We start from the raw sequence: 20,017 nt of genomic DNA, 5'->3' as shown, positions 1-20,017 counted from the left end.
GCACAACTTTGACCGGTGACTCCATTCGACTAATAGCTGGCGGACAAAAGCCTGTATTCATCCGCAAAGCGTTTCGTTTTCCGTCTTAAATTACGCCGCACCTTTTTGATCATCGCTGGGCTTGTCCAACGCGATCCTCCGGCAGGTCGCCCAGTTGCGCCCGATTCACTCGTTGCCGCACCGGCGTCAGCGCGCGATGCCCGGCATGGTGAACGTGCGCCGGACGTTGTTCGTATGCGCGTCGCTGGCGCGATTGTTTGGGATCGCGTCGGTTGTCGCTCCAGATAGGCGCAGGCCGGAGCAGCAGAGCGGCCAGCATGGTGTCGATGCACGGGAACGGTTCCGTTCTCCGTGCCCGCAGCGCCATTCAGCGATGCCGCGCGCTTGCCGAAACTGAACGGCACCATGCGGGCGTTGGCGCTCTACGCGCCCTTGCGCGTTTCGTCCCCGAGGATCGGGGCGCGTTTGAAGTACTGTGAACAATCGGACGGGTCCGTCGATGCATCGGCCGACAGGCTGCCAAAACCGTTGGCGATGCCTCAGCAGATAAAGCGCCCTGAGCTTGGTTGACGCTCGGCAGCCTGGCATCGGGCGTGACCATGAAACCCGGGTGCGAGTTGGCGTCGATGGCGGTAGAAGAAGCCGCCGGGGCAGGCGTCACAACATCGTCCGATGCAACGAGGCCGGGCAAGGGTGCGCTCCACGGATCGGCTGGCGGAGGGGGCGCACTATGTACCGGCGCTTTCGCCGGTTCGCTCGGTTCAGCGACCCGCGTGGTGCGGTTGAGCCACGCGTCGTGGGATGCGATCAGACCGGGCGAACGTCCACGCGGTGTTTCATTCCAGCCGGAGCGATCCATTGCGAGGGCGGGAGATGTTTCCTGGACGGTTGTTGCTACGGAGCCGGGCGCATGCGTCGTTGCGGCCGGTCGGGGCTCTTGCTCTGACGCAGACGCTGGTGAATCAGCGCGGATTTGTCCCGGCGATGTGAACCGATCGGCGGCCGGTGCGCTCCAGGCATCGTCAACTGCGAGACTGGGTGCTGCGGGGTTGCTCCATGGGTCATCGGCTGCGAGTTGGGGCGCGGCGTGGCTGCGCCATTGCTCGCCTGCGGGCACGCTGGCTGGGGCGGACTCTCCCGCGCGGGCCGTTGCGTGCATCAAACCAAAGGCAGCGCACGCCAGCGCAACTTTTTCCAGTCCTGAATGAACGAGCCGGAACAGGTCACGGAGCGGTGAGCGAGACATGGCATTTCCCCTGAATACACGAAAGCTCGCAAGCCTATGGGAAAGCGCGGTCCGAAATAACGCGATTTATCTGAATAGTGAAAGGTTTCAGAGAAGAAATTGAGTTGAAGGAAGGTTATGGGCGCATTTGGATGGCAGTGCGATGTTTCGGCGATCCTGAATTGTGACATTCGATGTCTTTAATCCCAGGCTTCGGTCATCCTGATGAAGTGCAAAGAGCCGTTCCGACTCACGCCGGAACGGCTCTTTACGTACAGCGCTCGTTTCAGTTTTACCCGTCAGGTGAGAGAGAACTCGCCCGAATGGAATGCGACCCGGCAGCGACGGTTATTTTGCTATACCCGTCGCTGTCCCCGTCGCTGTCTCGGCCGCTTTCGCCGCAGCCGCAAGATTCGCCGTGCTGCCGGTCGGAGAACCCATTGCCTGGAACAGCAACGCGGTATCGCTGAGCCGTGCGCTTTCATAGCGAATAGCATCCAGCCGCGCATTTCGATACTGGCGCTCGCTCGCACGCGTTGCCGAGGGCGGAATCGCTCCGAGCCGCTCTCGTGCCGCCGAATCCGTGAAGGCGCTCATTGAAGTGCGGCTGGCGGTATCGGCGAAACTGAGTGCCTGGTTATCCTGCTCGAGCGCCACGAGTGAATCCGCCACGTTGCGGAACGCGGTCAGCACCGTCTGCTTGTATTGCGCCACGGCGGCCTCGTAGCTCGCTTGCGCCGCGCGCCTTTGGGCGAGCAATGCGCCGCCATGAAACAACGGCTGCGACAGCGACGCGCCTATCCCCCAGATCGCACCCGCGCCGGACAAGGCGGTCGGCCAGCTGAAACCCGCTTGCCCCATCGATGCTGACAGCGTCAGGCTCGGGAACATTTGCGCTGTCGCGACGCCGACTTGCGCTGCGGCCGCTTTGAGCAGCGCATCGGCGGCCTGAATGTCCGGGCGGCTGGCGAGCAGTTCCGACGGTACGACCACGGGCACATTGCCCGGCACGGTGAGCGACGTGAGATCGAGATCCGGCGGCGCCTGATCCGGTGTCCGGCCAAGCATCACGGCAAGCGCGTGACGGGTTGCAAGCCACTGGGCCCGTAGCCCGGGCAACGAAGCGGCCAGCGCGGCGGCGTTCGATTGCGCGTTGAGAGCGTCCGCGCGCGACGCCGAACCGAGTTCGTAGCGGCGCTGGGTTTCTCGCGCGTCTTCATTGGCGAGGACGATCAGCCGTTCGGTCGTATCGATTTGCGCACGCAACGAGGCGGCACCGATAGCGCCCGTGACGATGTTGGCCGCGAGTGCGCGGCGGGCGGCATCGAATTGCCAGGACTGGCTGTCCACTTGTGCAGCCAGCGCCCGGTCCGCGAGCCGCGCCGCGCCGAACAGGTCGAACGTGTATTGCGCCCGGATCTGGCCAACGAAGAGGTTGTAGAGCACCGTGGGCGGCCCGAAGTTCGGCACGCCAATTGCGCGCTCCCGGTCCGTCTGGCCGCCAAGGTCGATGCTCGGCAACATTGACGATCCGACTTGCGCCCGCAGTTGTTCGCGCGCCGCGGCGAGGGTTTTGTCCGTCGCGGCGAGGCTCGGACTGTTGCGCAAACCCTCATCGACGAGCGCGTTCAGCGGTTCCGAACGATAAAGCTTCCACCACTCGGGCACCGGTTTCGCGTTGGCATCGAAACTCTGCGATACCCCTTCGGCCGTCACGGTGCGTGCCGGTTGCGCGTCAGCGCCGTAATGGGCGACCGTTGGCATGACGGGCGGTTTTCCATCCGGGCCGAACGAGCACGCGGAAAGGGTGGCTGCGAAGCCTAGAGCAGTCAGGTAAGCGCGTTTCATGACTGGCCTCCTTGGCGAGTATCCGGCGCGGAGGGCGCGGGGGGCGTGTCTGGATCTTCAAACCCCGCGCGCTCGTTACGCCGCACCTTGAACGAAGCCGCATACAGCGCCGGCAGATAAAACAGCGTGAGGACGGTCGCGCTCGTGATCCCGCCCATCAGCGCGGTTGCCATCGGGCCAAAGAAGTTGCTGCGCAACAGCGGGATCAGCGCGAGCACCGCAGCGGCGGCGGTCAGCGTGATTGGCCGGAAACGCCGCACGGTCGCGCCAACGATCGCGTCAAAGCGAGGATGCCCCGCGGCAATGTCCTGTTCGATCTGATCGACGAGAATCACCGAGTTGCGCATGATGATCCCGAACATGGCGATCACGCCCAGCATGGCGACAAACCCGAACGGCTTGTTGAACAACAGCAGCGCGATCACCACGCCAATCAACCCGAGCGGCGCGGTCAGCACCACCATCATCACCCGTGCGAAGCTCTGCAACTGGATCATCAAGAGCGTCAACACGACAATCACCATGATCGGCATCTGCGCATTGATGGACGACTGGCCTTTCTCGCTTTCCTCAACCGGTCCGCCCACTTCTATCCGATATCCCACCGGCAAGCCCGCACGCAACGTAGCGAGCTTCTTCTCGATCGCACGGGTGACGTCAATACCTTGCGCGCCGGCCTTCACGTCCGACTGCACGGTGATGGTCGGCTGACGGTCGCGTTCCCAGATCACGCCGTATTCCAGATCGTTCACCACATGCCCGATCGTTCCGAGCGGCACGGGGCCGTTCGGCGTCGGCATGGCCAGCGTGGCGAGCTTCGCCGGATCAACCCGTTCGCTTTTCGGGGCCCGCAAGTCGACGCTGACCAGCTTGTCGCGTTCACGATACTGCGTGACGGTATAACCGGTCAGTTGCATCGCGAGGAAATTCGATACGTCCTGCGATGTGATACCAAGTTCACGCGCCTTCTTCTGGTCGATATCGAAGCGCACCGAGCGCTCCGACGGTTCGTCCCAGTCGTACTGGACATTGGTCGTGCCACTGTCGGCACGCATTTCGGCAAAGACCTTTTCAGCGATACCGCGCACCGTCGGCAGGTCGTCGCCGCTTACGCGGAACTGCACCGGATAGCCGACCGGCGGACCGTTTTCGAGTCGCGACAAACGCGTGCGTACTGCCGAGAACTTCTCGCGCAACACAGGTTCAAGCCAGCGTGCGAGTTTCTCGCGATCCTCCACGGACTTCGCGGTGATCACGAACTGCGCGAAGTTCGCCACTTGCAACTGCTGGTCGAGCGGCAGATAGAAGCGCGGCGCACCCGAGCCGACGAAGTTCACCACATGATCGATCTCGGGCCGCCCCTCCAGTACCTTCTCAAGACGTTTGGTCTCGCGCAGCGTGGCTTCGAACGAGGCGCCTTCTTGCAGACGGACATCGACGAGCAGTTCCGAGCGGTCCGAACTCGGGAAGAATTGTTGGGGAACCAGCGTAAAGCCTGCCAGCGCTATCACGAACAGCACGAGCGTAATGCCGAGCACGACGAAGCGCCGCTCAATACACCATGTCAGCCAGCCGCGCAGACGCGTGTAGAACTTTGTGTCGTAGATATCGTGTTCATGATCGTGGGCGTGATGCGCCTCGCGCTTGCGCTCGGGCAACAGCTTGTAGCCGAGCAGCGGAATCAGCACGACCGCCGCGAACCACGACGCGATCAACGCAATGGCCGACACTTCGAAGATCGAGCGCGTGTATTCGCCGGTGCTGGATTTGGCCAGCGCGATCGGCAGGAAACCGGCGACCGTCACGAGCGTGCCCGTGAGCATGGGGAACGCAGTGCTGGTATAGGCGTAGGCCGCCGCCCGCGAGCGGTTCCAGCCTTGTTCGAGTTTCACTGCCATCATTTCGACAGCGATAATCGCGTCGTCGACCAGCAGGCCCAGCGCGAGGATCAGCGTCCCGAGAGAGACCTTGTGCAGGCCGATATCGAAGAGATACATGAAGAGGGCGGTGACCGCGAGCACGACCGGTATGGAGATCACGACCACCATGCCGGTGCGCACGCCGAGCGACACCAGGCTCACGATCAACACGATGATGACGGCTTCGGCAACGGCTTCAAGAAAGTCATCGACTGACTTCGATACCGCATGCGGCATGCTCGACACTTCGTTGAGCACGAGGCCGGCGGGGAGTTGCGCGCGCAGCTCAGCCACCTTGGCGTCCAGCGCCTTGCCCAACTGCACGACGTCCTGACCGGGCTGCATCGTGATACCAATGCCCAGCACCGGTTTCTCGCCCGCGCGCATTTGCGTGGCCGGGGGGTCGAGATATCCTCGCTTGATGGTGGCTATGTCACCAAGGCGGAACGACCGGCCGTTGACACGGATCAGCGTATTGGCGAGCGTGGCCATGTCGGTGATCTGGCCAGTCGGCCGCACGAACACGCGGTCGTCGGGCGTATTCAGCGTGCCGGACGGCGCAACCGCATTTTGACCGTCAATAGCCTGAGCAATCTGCTGCGGCGAGATACCGAGCCGCGTGAGTTGCGTATTGGCTATTTCGATGTAAACGCGCTCGTCCTGGTCGCCGAAATAATTGACCTTCGCCACACCGGGCACGCGCAACAAGACGGTGCGCAGCGAGTCAGCGTAATCGTGGAGTTGCACCGGCGAAAAACCGTCGCCCTCCAGCGTGTAGATGTTCGTGAAGACATCGCCGAATTCGTCGTTGAAGTAGGGACCTTGCACCCCTCTTGGCAGCGTGTAGGCAATGTCCCCGACTTTCTTGCGCACCTGATACCACTCTTCAGGCACATCTTTCGCGGGCGCGCCGTCTTTCATCGTGAAGAACAGCAGGGATTCGCCAGGGCGGGAGTAGCTGCGCAGGAAGTCGGTGGCGGGCGTTTCCTGCAGTTTTTTCGCGATCTTGTCGGTGACCTGTTCCTGCATCTGCTGTGCGGTGGCTCCAGGCCAGAAGGTCTGGATGACCATCACGCGGAACGTGAACGGCGGGTCCTCCGATTGCGCGAGCCGGGTGTACGCAAGCACGCCGAAAATGGTCGCCATGGCGATCAGGAAGACGACGAGCGCCTGATGACGCAATGCCCAGGCCGAGAGATTGAAACTGCCTTCTTCGTGACGATAATCGCCCGACGCCGCGGACGCAGCGTTGGCAGCATCTTTCGATGAATCCCGCTCTTGGTCGCTCATGACGCGAAGTCTTCCGGATGCAAGGGCGTGACCACGCGAACCTTTTCGCCGGCGGAAACGGTATGGACACCTTGCCATACCACACGATCCCCGGGCGAGATGCCATTGGAAACTGTCACGGTGCGCTCGCCGTATCGAGACACATCCACGCGCCGCAATTCAAGCGACCCGTCAGCCTTCACAATCCAGACGGCAGGCAGTTTGCCCGCGTGAAAAAGCGCGGTGGAGGGCAGCGTGAACGCTTGCGCGGATGCCCCGGATGCGGCTGTCTGCGCGAATGCCACGTCGGCTGTCATGCCAAGGCGGACTTCCGGCGTGGGGGCTTCAAGCGTCATCCTCACGCGATAGGTACGGCTTTGAGGATCGGCGGCGGGCGACACCTCACGCACCCGGGCCGCGAACTGTTTGCCTCCCAGCGCGGCAAGCTTCACGGTGGCTTTCTGGCCGACCGCGAGCGACCCGAGCGTAGTTTCCGGCACGTCCGAGACCACGTCGATCTCGCCGCTCCACGCGAGGTTATAGACGGCCTGTCCCGCCGATACGTTCTGTCCCGTGTCAGCCTGTTCAGCCGTGATGACACCGGCGCGGTCAGCAACAAGCGTGGTGTATTTCAACTGGTCGGCCGACAACGCGGCTTGCGCCTGCGCCTGGTTGCGCTGCGCGAGCGCTGCGGCGTAGGCGTTCTCGGTTTGTTCGAGCTGTGCGCGTGCGATCAGGTTTTCCTGCGCCTGGGCGCGGTCGCGCGTGAGTTGCTGCTCGGCATACGTGAGCTGATGCTGGGCGGCGGACAGTTGCGCGGCTGCGCTCGCGGCGTTTTTGGCGTTGTCGGCGGGATCGAGTTTGGCCACGATCTCGCCGGCTTTCACGCTGTCGCCCAGACGCACGCTGCGCTCGATGATCTTCCCGGCCACACGAAACGACAGCGGGGTCGAGTAACGCGCTTCGATAGTCGCGGGCAGCGACGACTGCACAGTGTGCGTGTCGGCGACGGCCGCCATGGCGACCACGGGACGCAACGCCACGGGGGGCGCTTCCTTCTTGCCGCATGCGCTGAGCGCGACGACAGCGACCACGCCCAACGACCAGGCAAGGGTGCGGCGAGCAGGAAAAGATCCCGGCCCGGGCAACGTGAACGACATTAACCGCGATCGGAGCGATGACAATAATGGCAATGACAACGGCCGCGTGCGGCGACAGACTTGCAGAATCACGAATGACCTCGACGCAAAGGCTTGCCGTGCGCGCAAGGGACTTGCAGGCACGGCCGGCGCGCAGCGTCGACACGGTCTGTCGCTGCGCATTTTCAAGATATGGCGTTATTCGGGGCGCGATACTCGAACAGGCGGCATGCTATGGCCACCAAGCTTTCCAGCACCTCACCGCCAGATACGCGATGAATTCTAATACAACCATGAATCTGGAATCAAAGCCGTATCATAATTCAATTTTGAGATGGTAAACTCGACCGATGAAACGAATTCGCCTCACCCGGGAGCAAAGCCGTGATCAAACGCGTGAGCGTTTGCTGGACGCCGCACAAACTGTTTTCATGAAGAAGGGGTTTGTTGCCGCCAGTGTCGAGGACATTGCGGCGGCGGCGGGTTATACGCGCGGTGCGTTCTATTCGAACTTCGGCAGCAAGTCCGCTTTGTTTCTGGAACTGCTCAAGCGCGATCACGACGGGATCATGGGCCGGCTGCATTCCATCTTCGATGGCGAAGCGAGCCGGGCCGACATGGAAGCCCGCCTGTTGCAGTATTACAGTGAGTGCTACCGCGACAACAAGTGTTTTTTGTTGTGGGTGGAGGCGAAATTGCAATCAAGCCGCGATGCGAAATTTCGCGCGCAGTTCAACGCATTCATCCGGGAATTGTTGCAGACGACGACCGCTTACATTGTCGCGTTTTCGGAACGGGCGGGGACGCCGTTGCCCATGCCCGCGGAGCAGCTCGCGCTTGGACTGACGGCGTTGATCGACGGAATGCAGTTTTTTTATACGTCGGATCCGCAGGCTTGCGGCAGTGAAATGTCCGAAGCCGTGCTGGCGAAGTTTTTTAGCCGAGTGGTGTTTGGGTCCGACGTGGTCTGAGAGGGGCGTGCGAATAAACGTCCGCTCAGTTTCTCATTCGCTCGCTCAGATAGAGATCCCCGATCCGCCGTTACTGCCTAGCAACTGCTCCACCGCATCGGCGCTGGCGTAGTCCTGCTCAGGCAATCCATCGAACACGGCAATCACATCGTTGCTCACGCCTGCAGCGCGCGCCGCATCGACAATGTCATCCTTGTTGGCTGGAAACTTCAGATCACGCAAGACCTCCGCGATTTCGTCATCGATAGGTTCATCGTTCAAGCCGGCGTTCAGATGTGTATCGGTCATTGGTGCCCTTGGTTGTCCTGGTTTTTGGTGGTCAATCCGAGTCGCCATGCGCGCGGCCGAGCTTCACGTCTGCACTTCTATTACCTGGCTCGTCACGCCGTGGCTGGGCGAACGCGACTTCGGCAATTCCACATGAAACCAGTGCGCGTGATCGAGTTCCTGTGCGCGCACTTCCGGCGCCGGCGGTGAGACCGGCGGGGCATTGGCGCGAATGGCAAGTGCCGCGCGCATGGCTTCGGCCTGGCGAGCAGAGTAGATTGCCGCATCGTCCGTATGGATCGGCGCGGCATAGCACGACACGGATACCAGAACCATCAATAAAGCCGTTGAGGTTTTCATCGCTCAACCCTCCAGACACTTAGTACACAAGCTCACGCAAGCGGTATCCAGGCAGCACAAACACGAGGCCGTACGGAGAATAGTAGCGAGGATTCGAGCAAACGTTATGCCAATCGATCAGTGCGGTTTTCCAACGCATCACTTGATGAATGGTGCGTGCCGGCCGAGCCTTGTTTCAAGCGGCGCCGGCGGCCGTTGTTCGAGCGAATTCTAGAATCCGCTTTTTAGCGCGTGCTTCACGGGGCAGACCGGTACTGCCGCAATTTTGCACACATCGAGCAATTTCAGCGCGATGCCGGGTTTAATCGGAAGTAAGCATCGAGGAGCGATGTTTTGTAGACAACGCCGAGTAACACCGGCCGTGTAGGGCAGTCGATGACCGGCAAGCGCTCGCCCTGGAACGCCAGGAAATGCTGCAGCGCTTCACCCAGGGACATGTCTGGTGTAAGGACATCGAAATGAGGTTGCAGATAATCTTCGGCGGTTTTGACGGCAGTGTCGCGCTCATCGAGCAGGTCGGACGTGATGTCCTTCAATGCCACCACGCCGCGAAACTGCCCGTCCGCATCCACGACGTAAAGGTACTTCACCGGATATTCGAGGAACACCCGCGTCATGGCTTTCACGTCGGCATCGAGCGGGACGACCGTGTCGGCTGGTTTCACCAGCTCGCGCATTTGCGTGGCGGCGAGCCGCGAGCGCTCTTTTTCGTCACGGTTGCGCCGCAGCGTGACCTCGTACATCGACGTCTGCGCCGATGCCCGCGCAATGAAAAATGCCACCACGCACGAAAGCATCAGCGGCAGCATGACCTGATAGCTCAGCGTCATCTCGAAGATCATCAGGATTGCCATCAACGGCGCGTGCGTGGCGGCCGCGAGGAACGCGCCCATGCCGACCATCGCGTAGGCAAACGGCGCGGACGTGGAGTGCGGCCAGATCGCATGCGCCGCGAGCCCGAACAGGCAGCCGACTACCGCGCCTACGAAGAGCGTCGGCGTGAAAATCCCGCCCACCGCGCCGGAACCCGCGGTTGCCGCGGTCGCGAGAATCTTGAAGAACAGCACCGCTGCCAGCGCTTCCCAAGTCCACGAATGATGCAGGATCGAGTTGACGACTTCGTACCCGTTGCCCCAGACCTCCGGGAACCAGATCGAGATCACGCCGACAATCAGGCCGCCGAATCCGAGCCGGATTGGCAACGGCAGGGGCAGCTTGGCGAAGCGTTGTTTCGATGCCGCCAGCAGGCGCAGGAAATACGGTGCGAGCACGCCGCAGAGCAATCCGAGCATGACGAACAGCAGCACTTCGACGCCGGTGACTGTTGGAAACACCGGCATTTCGTAAGGCGGCCGGTAGCCGGCGAACTCGCGCATGGTGATGTTCGCGACCACCGAGGACACCACGATCGGCCCGAAACTTTCCATGGCCATGGAGCCGAGCACGAGCTCGGTCACGAAGAACGCGCCGGCGATAGGCGCGTTGTATGCAGAGGTGATCCCGGCCGCCGCGCCGCAGGCGACGAGCAGGCGCAGGCGCGGCGGATCGAAGTGGACCCAGCGGCCGATCAGCGACGCGCACAGCGCCGCGAGCTGCACCATCGAGCCTTCTCGTCCGATGGACCCGCCGCTTGCGATGGTGAACAGCGACGAGATGCTGCGCCACAGGCTTTGTGAGACCGGCACGACGCCGTCGCCAATGGTCACTGCTTCCATGTAGTCGGCATTCGCCTGACCCGAGCTGCGACGCCGGGCGATCAGCAGGCACAGGCCCGCGATCAGCCCGCCCGCTGTGGGCAACGCGACCCGCACGGGCCAGGGCAGGCGCGTGGCCATCTCGACGAAGTTACCGTGGTCGCCCCCAAAAAGCCGCTGCATTTCGTCGATGCCATAGCGGAACGCCGAAGTCGCGAATGCGCCGGCCACGCCGACAATCACGGCCCACACGAGCATGGAGTGGGATTCGGAGAACCGGAACCGGATCTGTGCCCGGGTGCGAAGTTTAAGCAGGAATGAAAGCACGTGAGCTTGAATGTCGGAGCGGGTCGAGGCCAATGGTGCGGGGCAAGGATATCACCCGCAAGGGGCCTCGGGGCAGTGCTCCGGCATCCATGTGCATACTGAGTTGCTTGGCACCGGCTGGTTATCGACGTAATAAGCGAAGTCCGTTGGCAACGACCAGCAAGCTTGCCCCTACGTCGGCGAGAACGGCCATCCACAGGGTTCCCGCACCCGTCAGCGCAAGCACGAAAAATACGGCCTTGATCCCCAGCGCCAACACGATGTTTTGTATCAACACTGCATGCGTCGCCTTCGAGAGCCGGATGAAAGCCGGGATCTTGCGCAAGTCGTCGTCCATCAACGCGACGTCGGCGGTTTCAATGGCCGTATCCGCGCCCAATGCGCCCATCGCAAAGCCGATATCAGCGCGGGCGAGGGCGGGGGCGTCGTTGATGCCATCGCCCACCATGCCTGCCGCCGCGCCGTCTGCCGCACGTTTTGCCACTGCCTCCGCCATTGCAGTGAGTTTGTCGGCGGGCAACTGGTCGCCGCGGGCTTCATCGATACCCACGGCTTTCGCTATGGCCGCCACCGTATGCGAATTGTCACCGCTCAGCATCACGGTGCGAACGCCGAGTGCATGCAGGTCGCCGATGGCGGCACGGCTGGATTCTTTGACCGTGTCCGCGACGGCGAACAAAGCGAGTACGCCTTCTTCGCCGATCAGCAGGACGACGGTTTTTCCATTGCGTTCCAGCGTGTCGAGCCGGGCTTCCAGGCTGGCGGAACAACGCCCGAGCCCTTCGACCAGACGATGATTGCCTAGCGCGTAAGGTCGGCCGTCGATCGTCCCCTGCACGCCGCGTCCGGGCAACGCTTCGAATTCATCGACGGGTAAGTGAGAGATGTTGTCCGCGTTGGCGGCACGCGCGAGCGCCTGCGACACGGGGTGATCCGATCGTCCGGCGAGGCTGACTGCAAGCTGCCGGCATCGGTTGATGTCTGTATCGGCGAGGGCTTCCACATCGGTTTGAGCCGGCGTTCCGTGCGTGATCGTGCCGGTCTTGTCGAGCGCGAGCCACGTCAGCTTGCGACCCTGTTCGAGATAGGAACCGCCTTTGATCAGAATGCCCTTTCGCGCCGCCGCCGTGAGACCGCTGACGATGGTCACGGGCGTTGAGATCACCAGCGCGCACGGGCAGGCAATCACCAGCAGCACCAGCGCTTTGTAGATCCAGTCGTGCCAGACGCCACCAAGCAAAAGCGGCGGCAGGACCGCGACAAGAACCGCGAGCGCGAATACCACCGGCGTATAGATACGCGCGAACTGGTCGACGAAGCGTTGCGTCGGCGCTTTCGAACCTTGCGCCTCCGACACCGCGTGAATGATGCGGGCGAGCGTTGTATCGCTGGCGAGTGCCGTCACACGATATTCGATCGACCCGGATTCGTTGATCGTGCCAGCGAACACGGTGTCGCCGGGTGCTTTATCGACCGGCAGGCTTTCGCCCGTGATGGGCGCCTGGTTCACCGTGGAGCGTCCGGCGCTCACCACGCCATCGAGTCCGATCCGTTCACCGGGTTTGAGGCGCACGACGGCGTTTATCGATACCGATTTGGCGTCCACGTCTTGCCACGTGCCGTCGGGTTGCTGGACGGTCGCGCGCTCGGGCGCAAGTTGCATCAGCTTCTGGACTGCGTTGCGCGCGCGGTCGAGCGACTTCGCTTCAATCAGTTCGGCAAGGCTGAAGAGGACCATGACCATGGCTGCCTCGGGCCATTGGCCAAGCACCAGCGCACCCGTGACGGCAATGCTCATGAGTGCGTTGATGTTGAGATTGCCGTTGCGAATCGCGACCCAGCCTTTTTTGTAGGTTCCGAGGCCACCGGCGATGACAGCAAGCACGGCAAGCGACGCCGCGATCCAGCCGGGGAACGCGGCAAAGCTGACTATCTCCGATGCAACCGCCGCGGCGCAGGCCAGCGCGAGCGGCCAGTGCGCGGATTTCCTCGCGCTGGCGGCAGTCCCACCTTGCGGCGCTGATTCGGGCAATTCAGCGGTGAACCCCAGCGATCGAATGGCCTGCGCAATCGCCTCACGCTCAAGCGGCGAATGGTCCACGGTGAGCAAGCGCTGCATCAGGTTGAATTGCACGTTGTGCACGGAAGGCATGGCCGAAAGCTTCTTGCGTATCAACGCTTCTTCCGTCGGGCAATCCATCTGCGCGATGAGAAACACCGTGCGTTCGCCGCCATTCAAAGGCTTTTGCGGAGCGGGAGCAGCGACCTTTGCCTCGGCGTGCGAATGTGCATGCGAGGGCGCATGGTCCGACGAATGGTCATGACCGTGGCCGCACGGAGACCTGGCCTGCTCTTCATCAACCGTGTGATTCGTTTCGCTGAGTGGGGACATCGTGGCTTCCTGAGGGGATCTATGGTTTAGTAGACGCCCTGAAGTCACTTCAAGGTCAAGCGTTGACCGGGAGCCCAAGCAATGAAAATCGGTGAATTGGCGAAAATGGCTCAGTGCACGACTGAAACCATCCGCTTTTACGAGAAAGAAGGCTTGATGCCGGAAGCCAGCCGGACAGATTCGAATTACCGGAATTACACGGAGGCGCACGCGGAACGTCTGCGGTTTATCCGTAATTGCCGCACGCTGGATATGACGCATGACGAGATCCGCCATCTGCTCAGCGCGACCGATGCGCCTGGCGCACCGTGCGGTTCGATCAATTCGCTCGTCGATGAACATATTCTTCATGTAGACAGGCGGATCGACGAATTGACGCAACTCAAGTTGCAACTGGTTGCGTTGAGGAGCCAATGCACGACGGAAGAATCAGCGACGGACTGTGGCATCGTCCAGGCGCTTTCAACGAACAATGTCGCCCCCGCACGCGAGAAGCGGACACATTTGGGCTGAGTAGCGGAGCGGGGCGACCAGGGTCTGACAACCCGGCCTCTTCGTATCAAAGCCGGGTTGTGTTCTACGTCAAACTACTCAATCACCATTTCGGCGCGAACGGTGGCTTTGCATTTCGCTGGCCTTCGTCGAGCGCATCGATCTTCGCAATATCGTCGGCGTCCAGTCTCACCTTTTGCGAGTCCCAGTTAAGTTGTTGATGTTCCGGATTCGTCGATGCCGACAGCACCACGATATCGCGCGACAGCAGCCATGCAAACGTCACTTGAGCGGGCGTCACGCCATGCTTCTTCGCGATTGCCACCAACGTGGGATCTTTATGCGCGCGGCCTTCGCCCAGCGGCATATACGCAGTCACCTTCACACCAAGCTTTTGCGTTGCCTCAACCAGCTTGCGGTTCGCGAGGAACGGGCTGATTTCGAACTGATTCGTCACAATGCTCTCGCCGCCGGGCGCGTTCAACGCTTCTTCGAGCAACGGCGCGGTGAAGTTCGACACGCCGAAATGCCGGATCAACTGCTGCTTCTGCGCGTCCTGAAAACCCGCGATTGATTCGGCGACCGGCACCACGCTGTCCGGCGACGGCCAGTGAATCAACGCAAGATCGATTGTGCCGATGTTCAGCTTACTGTGGCTTTCCACCAGGCTTTTCACCACGTCGTCACGACGCAGCCGGTCGTGCCAGACCTTGGTGGTCACCCAGATATCGTCGCGCGGCACGAGCGAGTCGCGCACGCCTTTACCGACGGCTTCTTCGTTCTTGTAGAGCTGCGCGGTATCGATATGGCGATACCCGAGCTGCAGTGCGCTTGTGACAGACTTGGCGGTTTTCTCCGCATCCACGCGAAAGGTGCCGAGTCCGAAGGAGGGAATTGTTTCGACCATCTGATGCTCCTTTTGATTACGTTTATCCGATACAGGCCGGCCGGCTCAGGAATCCTAGGCGTCCTGATCCAGTTCCGGGTAATGACGAAAGATGCCGGATTCGTTGAATGGAATCCGGCGCTCCGAGTCCACATAAGCCGCGATGTTCGGTCGTTCCAGCACCGCATCATGCAACGCCGCCACGCGCGGATACAGGCTGCCGAACTTTTTCATTGCGCGCGGAAAGGCGTAGTGCAGGCCGTCGACGAGTTGAAATATCGACAGGTCCACGTACGTGGTCATGTTGCCGATCATCTGTGTATCGCCGTGAGGATTCTGCGCGAGCACCCGCTCGAAATAGCCGATGAACTTCGGAACCCGGTTGTCGATGAAATCCTTCGAGCGCTTCTTGGCTGCGTCCTTCTGGTCTTCATAGTAAAGGCCGCTTGCCAGCGGATGATGGGTATCGTGGACTTCGGTCACCATGTCCGCGATCGTCAACTGCAAGCCGTGCGCGACATAGCGGAGGCCCTCGTCCTTCGGCGCGAGACCGAGCTTCGGCCCCAGATATTGCAGTATGTTCGCCACGTGCGGCACGATCAGTTCGCCATCCTTCAGGAATGGCGGGGCGAAAGGAATGTGCGGCTCGGTCTTGCTGTTGATGATCTTCATCATGGCGCCCGTGCCTTGCCCGTCCTTCTTCGCGCCGCGTGCAACGTCGACGTAGTCGGCGCCGGCGTCTTCCAGCGCGAGCCGGACGAATTCGCCTCGGCCCTGAAGGCCATCCCAGTAATACAGTTCATAGGCCATCGGCAATATCCTCGCGGTGTGATTGCTGGAAACCCAAAGACAAGAGGGTAGCAACACGCGTGCCGTTGCGCTTGCATTGCACTTGTAATCTCGCTGAAAAGCAAAAGCCCCGCAGGGGCGGCGGGGCTTTTGTGTTCCTGCAGGCGGCACCTCTACGAACGTTACCCGAGCAGGCGCTCGACGCCTATGGTTATCGCGAGTCCTCCCCCGATCAGCCAGGCATACACAATGGCCCCGGTTACCAGCGCGCGTGGTCCCGCCCGACGAATCTGCGCGATCCGCGTTTCGATGCCCAAGGCGGTCATCGCCATGGTCAACGCGAAGGTGTCGAGCGTGTTCAGCGTGTGGGTCGCGGTATCAGGCAAAACATGCAATGAATTCACGATCACGAGGGCGAGGAAACCGAGCGCGAACCAGGGAATCGCCAGCTTGCGCTTCGTGCCGCTGCCGTCGCTTTGAGCATTGTTACGCGAGCGGTTCACCCACATGCCGATCACGAGCAGCACCGGCACGAGCAGCATCACGCGCGTCATTTTCACGATGGTCGCGATATGCGTCGCTTCCGGACTCACGTTGCTGGCCGCGCCCACCACCTGTGCCACTTCATGGATCGTGCCGCCGAAAAACAAGCCGACGCCCAGTGTGTCCAGGTGCAGCCAGCCGAGGTGCAACGCGAGCGGATACAGGAACATGGAGAGCGTGCCGAACAGCACGACGCTGCCCACCGCCATCGCGCTTTTATGCGGCTCGGATTGCAAGGTCGATTCGAATGCGAGCACCGCCGCGGCGCCACAGATCGCGCTGCCGGCTGCGGTCAGCAATGCCGTATCGCGGTCGAGCTTCATCAGCTTCATGCCCGCCCATGTGCCGATGGCGAGCGTGCTCACTACCACCAGTACCGATACCGTCAAGCCCGGCAGCCCGACCTGCGCGATTTCCTGGAGGCTTACGCGCAGCCCGAAGAAGCCGACGGCGATACGCAGCAACTTGCGAGCGGAGAAGTTCACGCCTGACGCCCAGCTTTCCGGCATGCCGTCACGCAGCGCATTGCCGTAGATCGCGCCGGCAACAATGCCGACGATCAGCGGACTGAGTCCCAGGTTCGAGATGAACGGCAGCGCGGCCAATTGCGTGACGGCGGCGGCGAACAGCGCGACGAACAAGATCCCGTTTAGCTGACCGCGCGTTTGACCGGCTGGGGCGGTTGGAGCGGAACGAGATGCGGCAGGAGTGGCGAGGGAATTCACGGTTTTTTCCGTTTTGGATTCGATACGCCAATCCTATTATTGATATATAGATATGAAAAATCGTCATTTAGAATGTAAAATATCCATTTGGCCGATAGTTGAGCGCCAATGACCCCAGACCAACTTATAACCTTCGCCACCGTCGCCGAGCATGCCAACATCAGCCGGGCGGCTGTTGCGCTGCATCTGTCGCAGCCGGCTGTGTCGGGGCAATTGCGCCAGTTGCAGGACGAATTCGGCGAGCCTTTGTATCAGCGCGCTGGCCGTGGAATCCGGCTGACCGCCGCTGGCGAACAGCTCGCGGTTTATGCCACGCGGATCCGGGAGACCGTCGGGCAGGCGCACGCGTACCGGAACGCGCTGCGCGGCCTTGAGCGCGGCACGTTGAGGATTGGCGCGAGCACGACGCCGGCGAGTTACCTGTTGCCTTATCTGATCGCGGAGTTTCATCGGCAGCATCCGGACGTGACGGTTCACACGATCGATGGGAATACGGCTGAGATCGTTGCGGCGCTGGGTTCGCTGGACATCGCGATGATCGAAGGGCCCGTGGGCGCTGATCTGCCGCCGGGAACTGAAGTCACAGAGTGGCGCGAGGACGAGATCGTGGCGATTGCGCCGAGCGGGCATCCGCTGGCGTCCGTCTCCGGCAGGGTGACGCTGGAAGCGGTATGTGCTCATTCACTGGTTTTACGCGAGGGCGGGTCGGGCGTGCGCCAACTGGTCGAGCGCGCGTGCGCCCGGGCCGGCGCGCAGATGCGGGTCGCGCTGGAAATCGCGGGCGTGGAGGGCGTGAAGGAAGCCGTGCGGGCGGGGATGGGGATTGGTTTCGTGTCGGCGATGTCCATGCGCCATGAGGACGGCGCGCTGCTGCGTTTGCGAATCGCCCCGGAGCCGCTGACACGGCGATTTTCGATCCTGATGCCGCACGGAGCAGCAGCGTCGCGGGCGGCGGCGAGGTTTTATGCGCTGTGCGTGGAGGATGGGTCTGAGAAGTGACGATTGCCGCTGATTAGCTCGGCGTGGGCGCGTGAATTTCGGTGAAATCCGATCTGTCACCAACCACGGATACCTGGATCTTGCCCGACGGCAGCGGCCCGGCATCAACCCGGATTCGAAGGTGCCAGCACGCCAACCGTCGAACAGCACAAGCAGATCAGCCACTCTTAGGGAATTCCAGAATAGCGCCCCTTTAGCCCCGGGCGCATTATTCGAAGTCACTCAGACGCAGCACGCGTCTTTTTTGAAATTCGTTCTTGGAACCGGTTCCATTGGCCGGTTAAAGGCAAATTCCGCTGTGAAACACGGCAATTCTGAGAATCTGATCAAAAATGATCCGGCTCATGCGACCGTCCCGGTGGTTATCGTGGCGAGCGCATTCGGCCCTGAAATGATCCGCCGCGACGGCCACGCAATCTGGGCGGAAGTGGCGGCAAAAGCAGGCGCGGCGGGTTTCGAAGTGCGCCGCGAATTGTTCTCCGATGAGACCCAATCGCAGCTCGCTTCCCTGTACGAACTCGGTCAGCGAATCCGGGCGGCCGGCATCTGGCCGGTCTATTCCACCCCCGCGACCCTTTTCGACGATACCGGCGCCCTCGATGAAAACGCGATGGAGCAGACCCTGAACGAAGCCGCTGCGCTCGATGCGCGTATCGTCAAATTCCAGCTCGGCGGGTCGGAGAGCACCGGCACGGCGACGGATTCCGCGACGCTCGATCGCTTGATCGCCGGTATCCGACATTCCAAGGCGCGGGTCGTCGTCGAGAATGGTCAACTGAAAGCGGGCGGCACAATCGATGCTTTTTCTGCGCTGTTCGACACGCTGGAAAACCGCTCGCATACGCTCTCCATGACCTTCGACACCGGCAACTGGCAATGGGCGCAGCAAGATCCGCTCGAAGCCGCGCGGCGCCTGGCCAAATACGTGGGTTACGTGCACTGCAAGGCGGTGCAGGGCGAAGGCGCGCGACGTTTCGCGGCGGCCCCCGCGACCAACGACGCGCACTTCGCCGCGTTGCTGGCTTACTTGCCGGCCGACGTTCCTCGCGGCATCGAATTTCCATTCGATCAAGACAATCTCGCCGCCGATGCTGCACGCTACGTCAAGCAACTCGCATCGGCTTGAACACCCCCATCAATGAATGACGAAGGACCGCTTATGACAACCCCTCTCGATGTCGTGACCTACGGCGAAGCCATGACGATGTTCGTCGCCGCCGAGACCGGCGATCTCGCGAAGGTCGGCCAGTTCACCAAGCGCGTGGCCGGCGCGGATCTGAACGTTGCGATCGGTTTGTCGCGGCTCGGCTTCCGGGTCGGCTGGATGAGCCGTGTTGGCCACGATTCGTTCGGCCGATACGTACTCGACGTGCTCGCGCAGGAAGGAATCGACGCGAGTTGCGTGACAATCGACGAGCGTTATCCGACGGCTTTCCAGCTGAAATCGAAGAATGACGACGGCAGCGATCCGGCGATCGAATACTTTCGCAAAGGTTCGGCGGCGAGCCATTTATCGCTCGACGACTATGTCGCCGACTACGTGCTGGGTGCGCGCCACTTGCACCTGACGGGCGTCGCACCGGCCATTTCGGCGACCTCGCGTGAACTCGGGTTTCATATGGCCCGAGAAATGCGCAAGGCGGGCAAGACCATTTCCTTCGATCCGAACCTGCGTCCCACGCTTTGGCCATCGCGCGAAGCCATGGCTGAGTCGCTGAACGCGCTGGCCGCGCTGGCCGACTGGGTGATGCCGGGCGTCAGCGAAGGCAAGATCCTGACGGGTTTCACGAAGCCCGAGGATATCGCTCGTTTCTATCTGGACCAGGGCGCGAAGGGCGTGGTGGTCAAGCTAGGGGCGCATGGCGCGTACTTCCGCACCGCGGATAACGATGAAGGCACGGTGCCGGCGATCCCCGTCAAAAATGTCGTCGATACCGTTGGCGCGGGCGATGGTTTCGCCGTCGGCGTGGTGAGCGCGCTGCTGGAAGGGTATGACGTGCGCCACGCATTGACACGCGGCAACCGTATCGGCGCACTGGCGATCCAGGTAATCGGCGACAGCGAAGGTTTGCCGACCCGCAGCGAACTCGATGCGCTGGAACAAGCGGGCGGCAACAGGACGCAAGCCAAAGTCGCGTTGTAGAGGGCCGTCAAAGCCCCTTCACAGAACAA

Annotated in this window: 16 protein-coding genes; 5 read left to right on the top strand and 11 right to left on the bottom strand. The window is 61.6% G+C overall.

All coding sequences use genetic code 11. The features are described from left to right. Positions 1 to 109: 109 nt before the first annotated feature. The 4 genes from ACSQ36_RS10470 to ACSQ36_RS10455 all read right to left on the bottom strand — a co-directional run bounded on the left by ACSQ36_RS10470 (position 110) and on the right by ACSQ36_RS10455 (position 7,421). The gene (locus ACSQ36_RS10470) at positions 110 to 367 is read right to left on the bottom strand and encodes a hypothetical protein (RefSeq protein WP_436181862.1); all 258 of its coding nucleotides are present in this window, start codon (positions 365 to 367) and stop codon (positions 110 to 112) included. A gap of 1,206 nt (positions 368 to 1,573) precedes the next feature. Beyond that, positions 1,574 to 3,073, bottom strand: a complete 1,500-nt coding sequence (locus tag ACSQ36_RS10465) for an efflux transporter outer membrane subunit (protein ID WP_436181861.1) — start codon at positions 3,071 to 3,073, stop codon at positions 1,574 to 1,576. Beyond that, on the bottom strand, positions 3,070 to 6,282 hold the full coding sequence (locus tag ACSQ36_RS10460; protein ID WP_436181860.1) for an efflux RND transporter permease subunit: 3,213 nt from the start codon (positions 6,280 to 6,282) through the stop codon (positions 3,070 to 3,072). Before ACSQ36_RS10460 ends, ACSQ36_RS10465 begins: the two co-directional genes overlap by 4 nt. Continuing rightward, on the bottom strand, positions 6,279 to 7,421 hold the full coding sequence (locus tag ACSQ36_RS10455; RefSeq protein WP_436181859.1) for an efflux RND transporter periplasmic adaptor subunit: 1,143 nt from the start codon (positions 7,419 to 7,421) through the stop codon (positions 6,279 to 6,281). The genes ACSQ36_RS10460 and ACSQ36_RS10455 overlap by 4 nt, the downstream gene beginning before the upstream one ends. A 329-nt stretch (positions 7,422 to 7,750) precedes the next feature. Here ACSQ36_RS10455 and ACSQ36_RS10450 point away from each other — a divergent pair, with 329 nt between their 5' ends. Continuing rightward, positions 7,751 to 8,371 carry a TetR/AcrR family transcriptional regulator gene (locus ACSQ36_RS10450; protein WP_213761475.1) on the top strand — a complete coding sequence of 207 codons (621 nt, stop codon included), beginning with the start codon at positions 7,751 to 7,753 and terminating at the stop codon, positions 8,369 to 8,371. A 45-nt stretch (positions 8,372 to 8,416) separates the two neighbouring features. On the opposite strand, the gene ACSQ36_RS10445 is transcribed toward ACSQ36_RS10450, so the two are convergent. The 4 genes from ACSQ36_RS10445 to ACSQ36_RS10430 form a co-directional block, all read right to left on the bottom strand. After that, positions 8,417 to 8,659 (bottom strand): DUF2795 domain-containing protein, encoded by a 243-nt coding sequence (locus tag ACSQ36_RS10445; RefSeq protein WP_213761474.1) that lies wholly within the window; start codon positions 8,657 to 8,659, stop codon positions 8,417 to 8,419. 63 nt (positions 8,660 to 8,722) lie between these two features. After that, a complete protein-coding gene (locus tag ACSQ36_RS10440; RefSeq protein WP_436181858.1) occupies positions 8,723 to 8,998 on the bottom strand; it encodes a hypothetical protein in 276 nt (91 codons plus the stop codon). Between the two features lie 284 nt (positions 8,999 to 9,282). Next, on the bottom strand, positions 9,283 to 11,019 hold the full coding sequence (locus tag ACSQ36_RS10435) for a ClcB-like voltage-gated chloride channel protein (protein WP_436181857.1): 1,737 nt from the start codon (positions 11,017 to 11,019) through the stop codon (positions 9,283 to 9,285). A 121-nt stretch (positions 11,020 to 11,140) separates the two neighbouring features. After that, positions 11,141 to 13,411 (bottom strand): heavy metal translocating P-type ATPase, encoded by a 2,271-nt coding sequence (locus ACSQ36_RS10430; protein ID WP_436181856.1) that lies wholly within the window; start codon positions 13,409 to 13,411, stop codon positions 11,141 to 11,143. A gap of 81 nt (positions 13,412 to 13,492) precedes the next feature. Here ACSQ36_RS10430 and cadR point away from each other — a divergent pair, with 81 nt between their 5' ends. Further along, complete coding sequence (gene cadR / locus ACSQ36_RS10425; protein WP_436181855.1) at positions 13,493 to 13,924, top strand: Cd(II)/Pb(II)-responsive transcriptional regulator; 432 nt, start codon at positions 13,493 to 13,495, stop codon at positions 13,922 to 13,924. A gap of 82 nt (positions 13,925 to 14,006) precedes the next feature. Here the strand turns inward: cadR and ACSQ36_RS10420 are convergent, their stop codons facing one another. The 3 genes from ACSQ36_RS10420 to ACSQ36_RS10410 form a co-directional block, all read right to left on the bottom strand. Beyond that, on the bottom strand, positions 14,007 to 14,810 hold the full coding sequence (locus tag ACSQ36_RS10420) for an aldo/keto reductase (protein WP_436181854.1): 804 nt from the start codon (positions 14,808 to 14,810) through the stop codon (positions 14,007 to 14,009). A gap of 54 nt (positions 14,811 to 14,864) precedes the next feature. Beyond that, on the bottom strand, positions 14,865 to 15,599 hold the full coding sequence (locus tag ACSQ36_RS10415; RefSeq protein ID WP_213761468.1) for a glutathione S-transferase: 735 nt from the start codon (positions 15,597 to 15,599) through the stop codon (positions 14,865 to 14,867). 161 nt (positions 15,600 to 15,760) lie between these two features. Continuing rightward, complete coding sequence (locus tag ACSQ36_RS10410) at positions 15,761 to 16,846, bottom strand: YeiH family protein (protein ID WP_436181853.1); 1,086 nt, start codon at positions 16,844 to 16,846, stop codon at positions 15,761 to 15,763. Positions 16,847 to 16,954: 108 nt separating this feature from the next. On the opposite strand from ACSQ36_RS10410, the gene ACSQ36_RS10405 reads away from it, so the two are divergent. The 3 genes from ACSQ36_RS10405 to ACSQ36_RS10395 all read left to right on the top strand — a co-directional run bounded on the left by ACSQ36_RS10405 (position 16,955) and on the right by ACSQ36_RS10395 (position 19,988). Next, entirely contained in the window at positions 16,955 to 17,845 is an 891-nt protein-coding gene (locus ACSQ36_RS10405; protein WP_436181852.1) for a LysR family transcriptional regulator, read from the top strand. A gap of 298 nt (positions 17,846 to 18,143) precedes the next feature. Further along, positions 18,144 to 18,971 (top strand): sugar phosphate isomerase/epimerase family protein, encoded by an 828-nt coding sequence (locus tag ACSQ36_RS10400; RefSeq protein WP_436181851.1) that lies wholly within the window; start codon positions 18,144 to 18,146, stop codon positions 18,969 to 18,971. Positions 18,972 to 19,004: 33 nt separating this feature from the next. Beyond that, positions 19,005 to 19,988 (top strand): sugar kinase, encoded by a 984-nt coding sequence (locus tag ACSQ36_RS10395; protein ID WP_436181850.1) that lies wholly within the window; start codon positions 19,005 to 19,007, stop codon positions 19,986 to 19,988. Positions 19,989 to 20,017 lie beyond the last annotated feature (29 nt).

Source organism: Caballeronia sp. LjRoot34, assembly GCF_964253815.1.
Classification (GTDB): Bacteria; Pseudomonadota; Gammaproteobacteria; order Burkholderiales; family Burkholderiaceae; genus Caballeronia.
The sequence above is the reverse complement of the archived record's forward strand: the minus strand, read 5'-3'. Positions and strand labels throughout refer to the sequence as shown.

Coding starts and splice junctions, on each gene's coding strand:
- ACSQ36_RS10455 (WP_436181859.1), bottom strand. CDS start 7,421: ATGTCGTTCACGTTGCCCGGGCCGGGATCTTTTCCTGCTCGCCGCACC.
- ACSQ36_RS10415 (WP_213761468.1), bottom strand. CDS start 15,599: ATGGCCTATGAACTGTATTACTGGGATGGCCTTCAGGGCCGAGGCGAA.
- ACSQ36_RS10460 (WP_436181860.1), bottom strand. CDS start 6,282: ATGAGCGACCAAGAGCGGGATTCATCGAAAGATGCTGCCAACGCTGCG.
- ACSQ36_RS10465 (WP_436181861.1), bottom strand. CDS start 3,073: ATGAAACGCGCTTACCTGACTGCTCTAGGCTTCGCAGCCACCCTTTCC.
- ACSQ36_RS10445 (WP_213761474.1), bottom strand. CDS start 8,659: ATGACCGATACACATCTGAACGCCGGCTTGAACGATGAACCTATCGAT.
- ACSQ36_RS10430 (WP_436181856.1), bottom strand. CDS start 13,411: ATGTCCCCACTCAGCGAAACGAATCACACGGTTGATGAAGAGCAGGCC.
- cadR (WP_436181855.1), top strand. CDS start 13,493: ATGAAAATCGGTGAATTGGCGAAAATGGCTCAGTGCACGACTGAAACC.
- ACSQ36_RS10450 (WP_213761475.1), top strand. CDS start 7,751: ATGAAACGAATTCGCCTCACCCGGGAGCAAAGCCGTGATCAAACGCGT.
- ACSQ36_RS10405 (WP_436181852.1), top strand. CDS start 16,955: ATGACCCCAGACCAACTTATAACCTTCGCCACCGTCGCCGAGCATGCC.
- ACSQ36_RS10420 (WP_436181854.1), bottom strand. CDS start 14,810: ATGGTCGAAACAATTCCCTCCTTCGGACTCGGCACCTTTCGCGTGGAT.
- ACSQ36_RS10470 (WP_436181862.1), bottom strand. CDS start 367: ATGGCGCTGCGGGCACGGAGAACGGAACCGTTCCCGTGCATCGACACC.
- ACSQ36_RS10440 (WP_436181858.1), bottom strand. CDS start 8,998: ATGAAAACCTCAACGGCTTTATTGATGGTTCTGGTATCCGTGTCGTGC.
- ACSQ36_RS10395 (WP_436181850.1), top strand. CDS start 19,005: ATGACAACCCCTCTCGATGTCGTGACCTACGGCGAAGCCATGACGATG.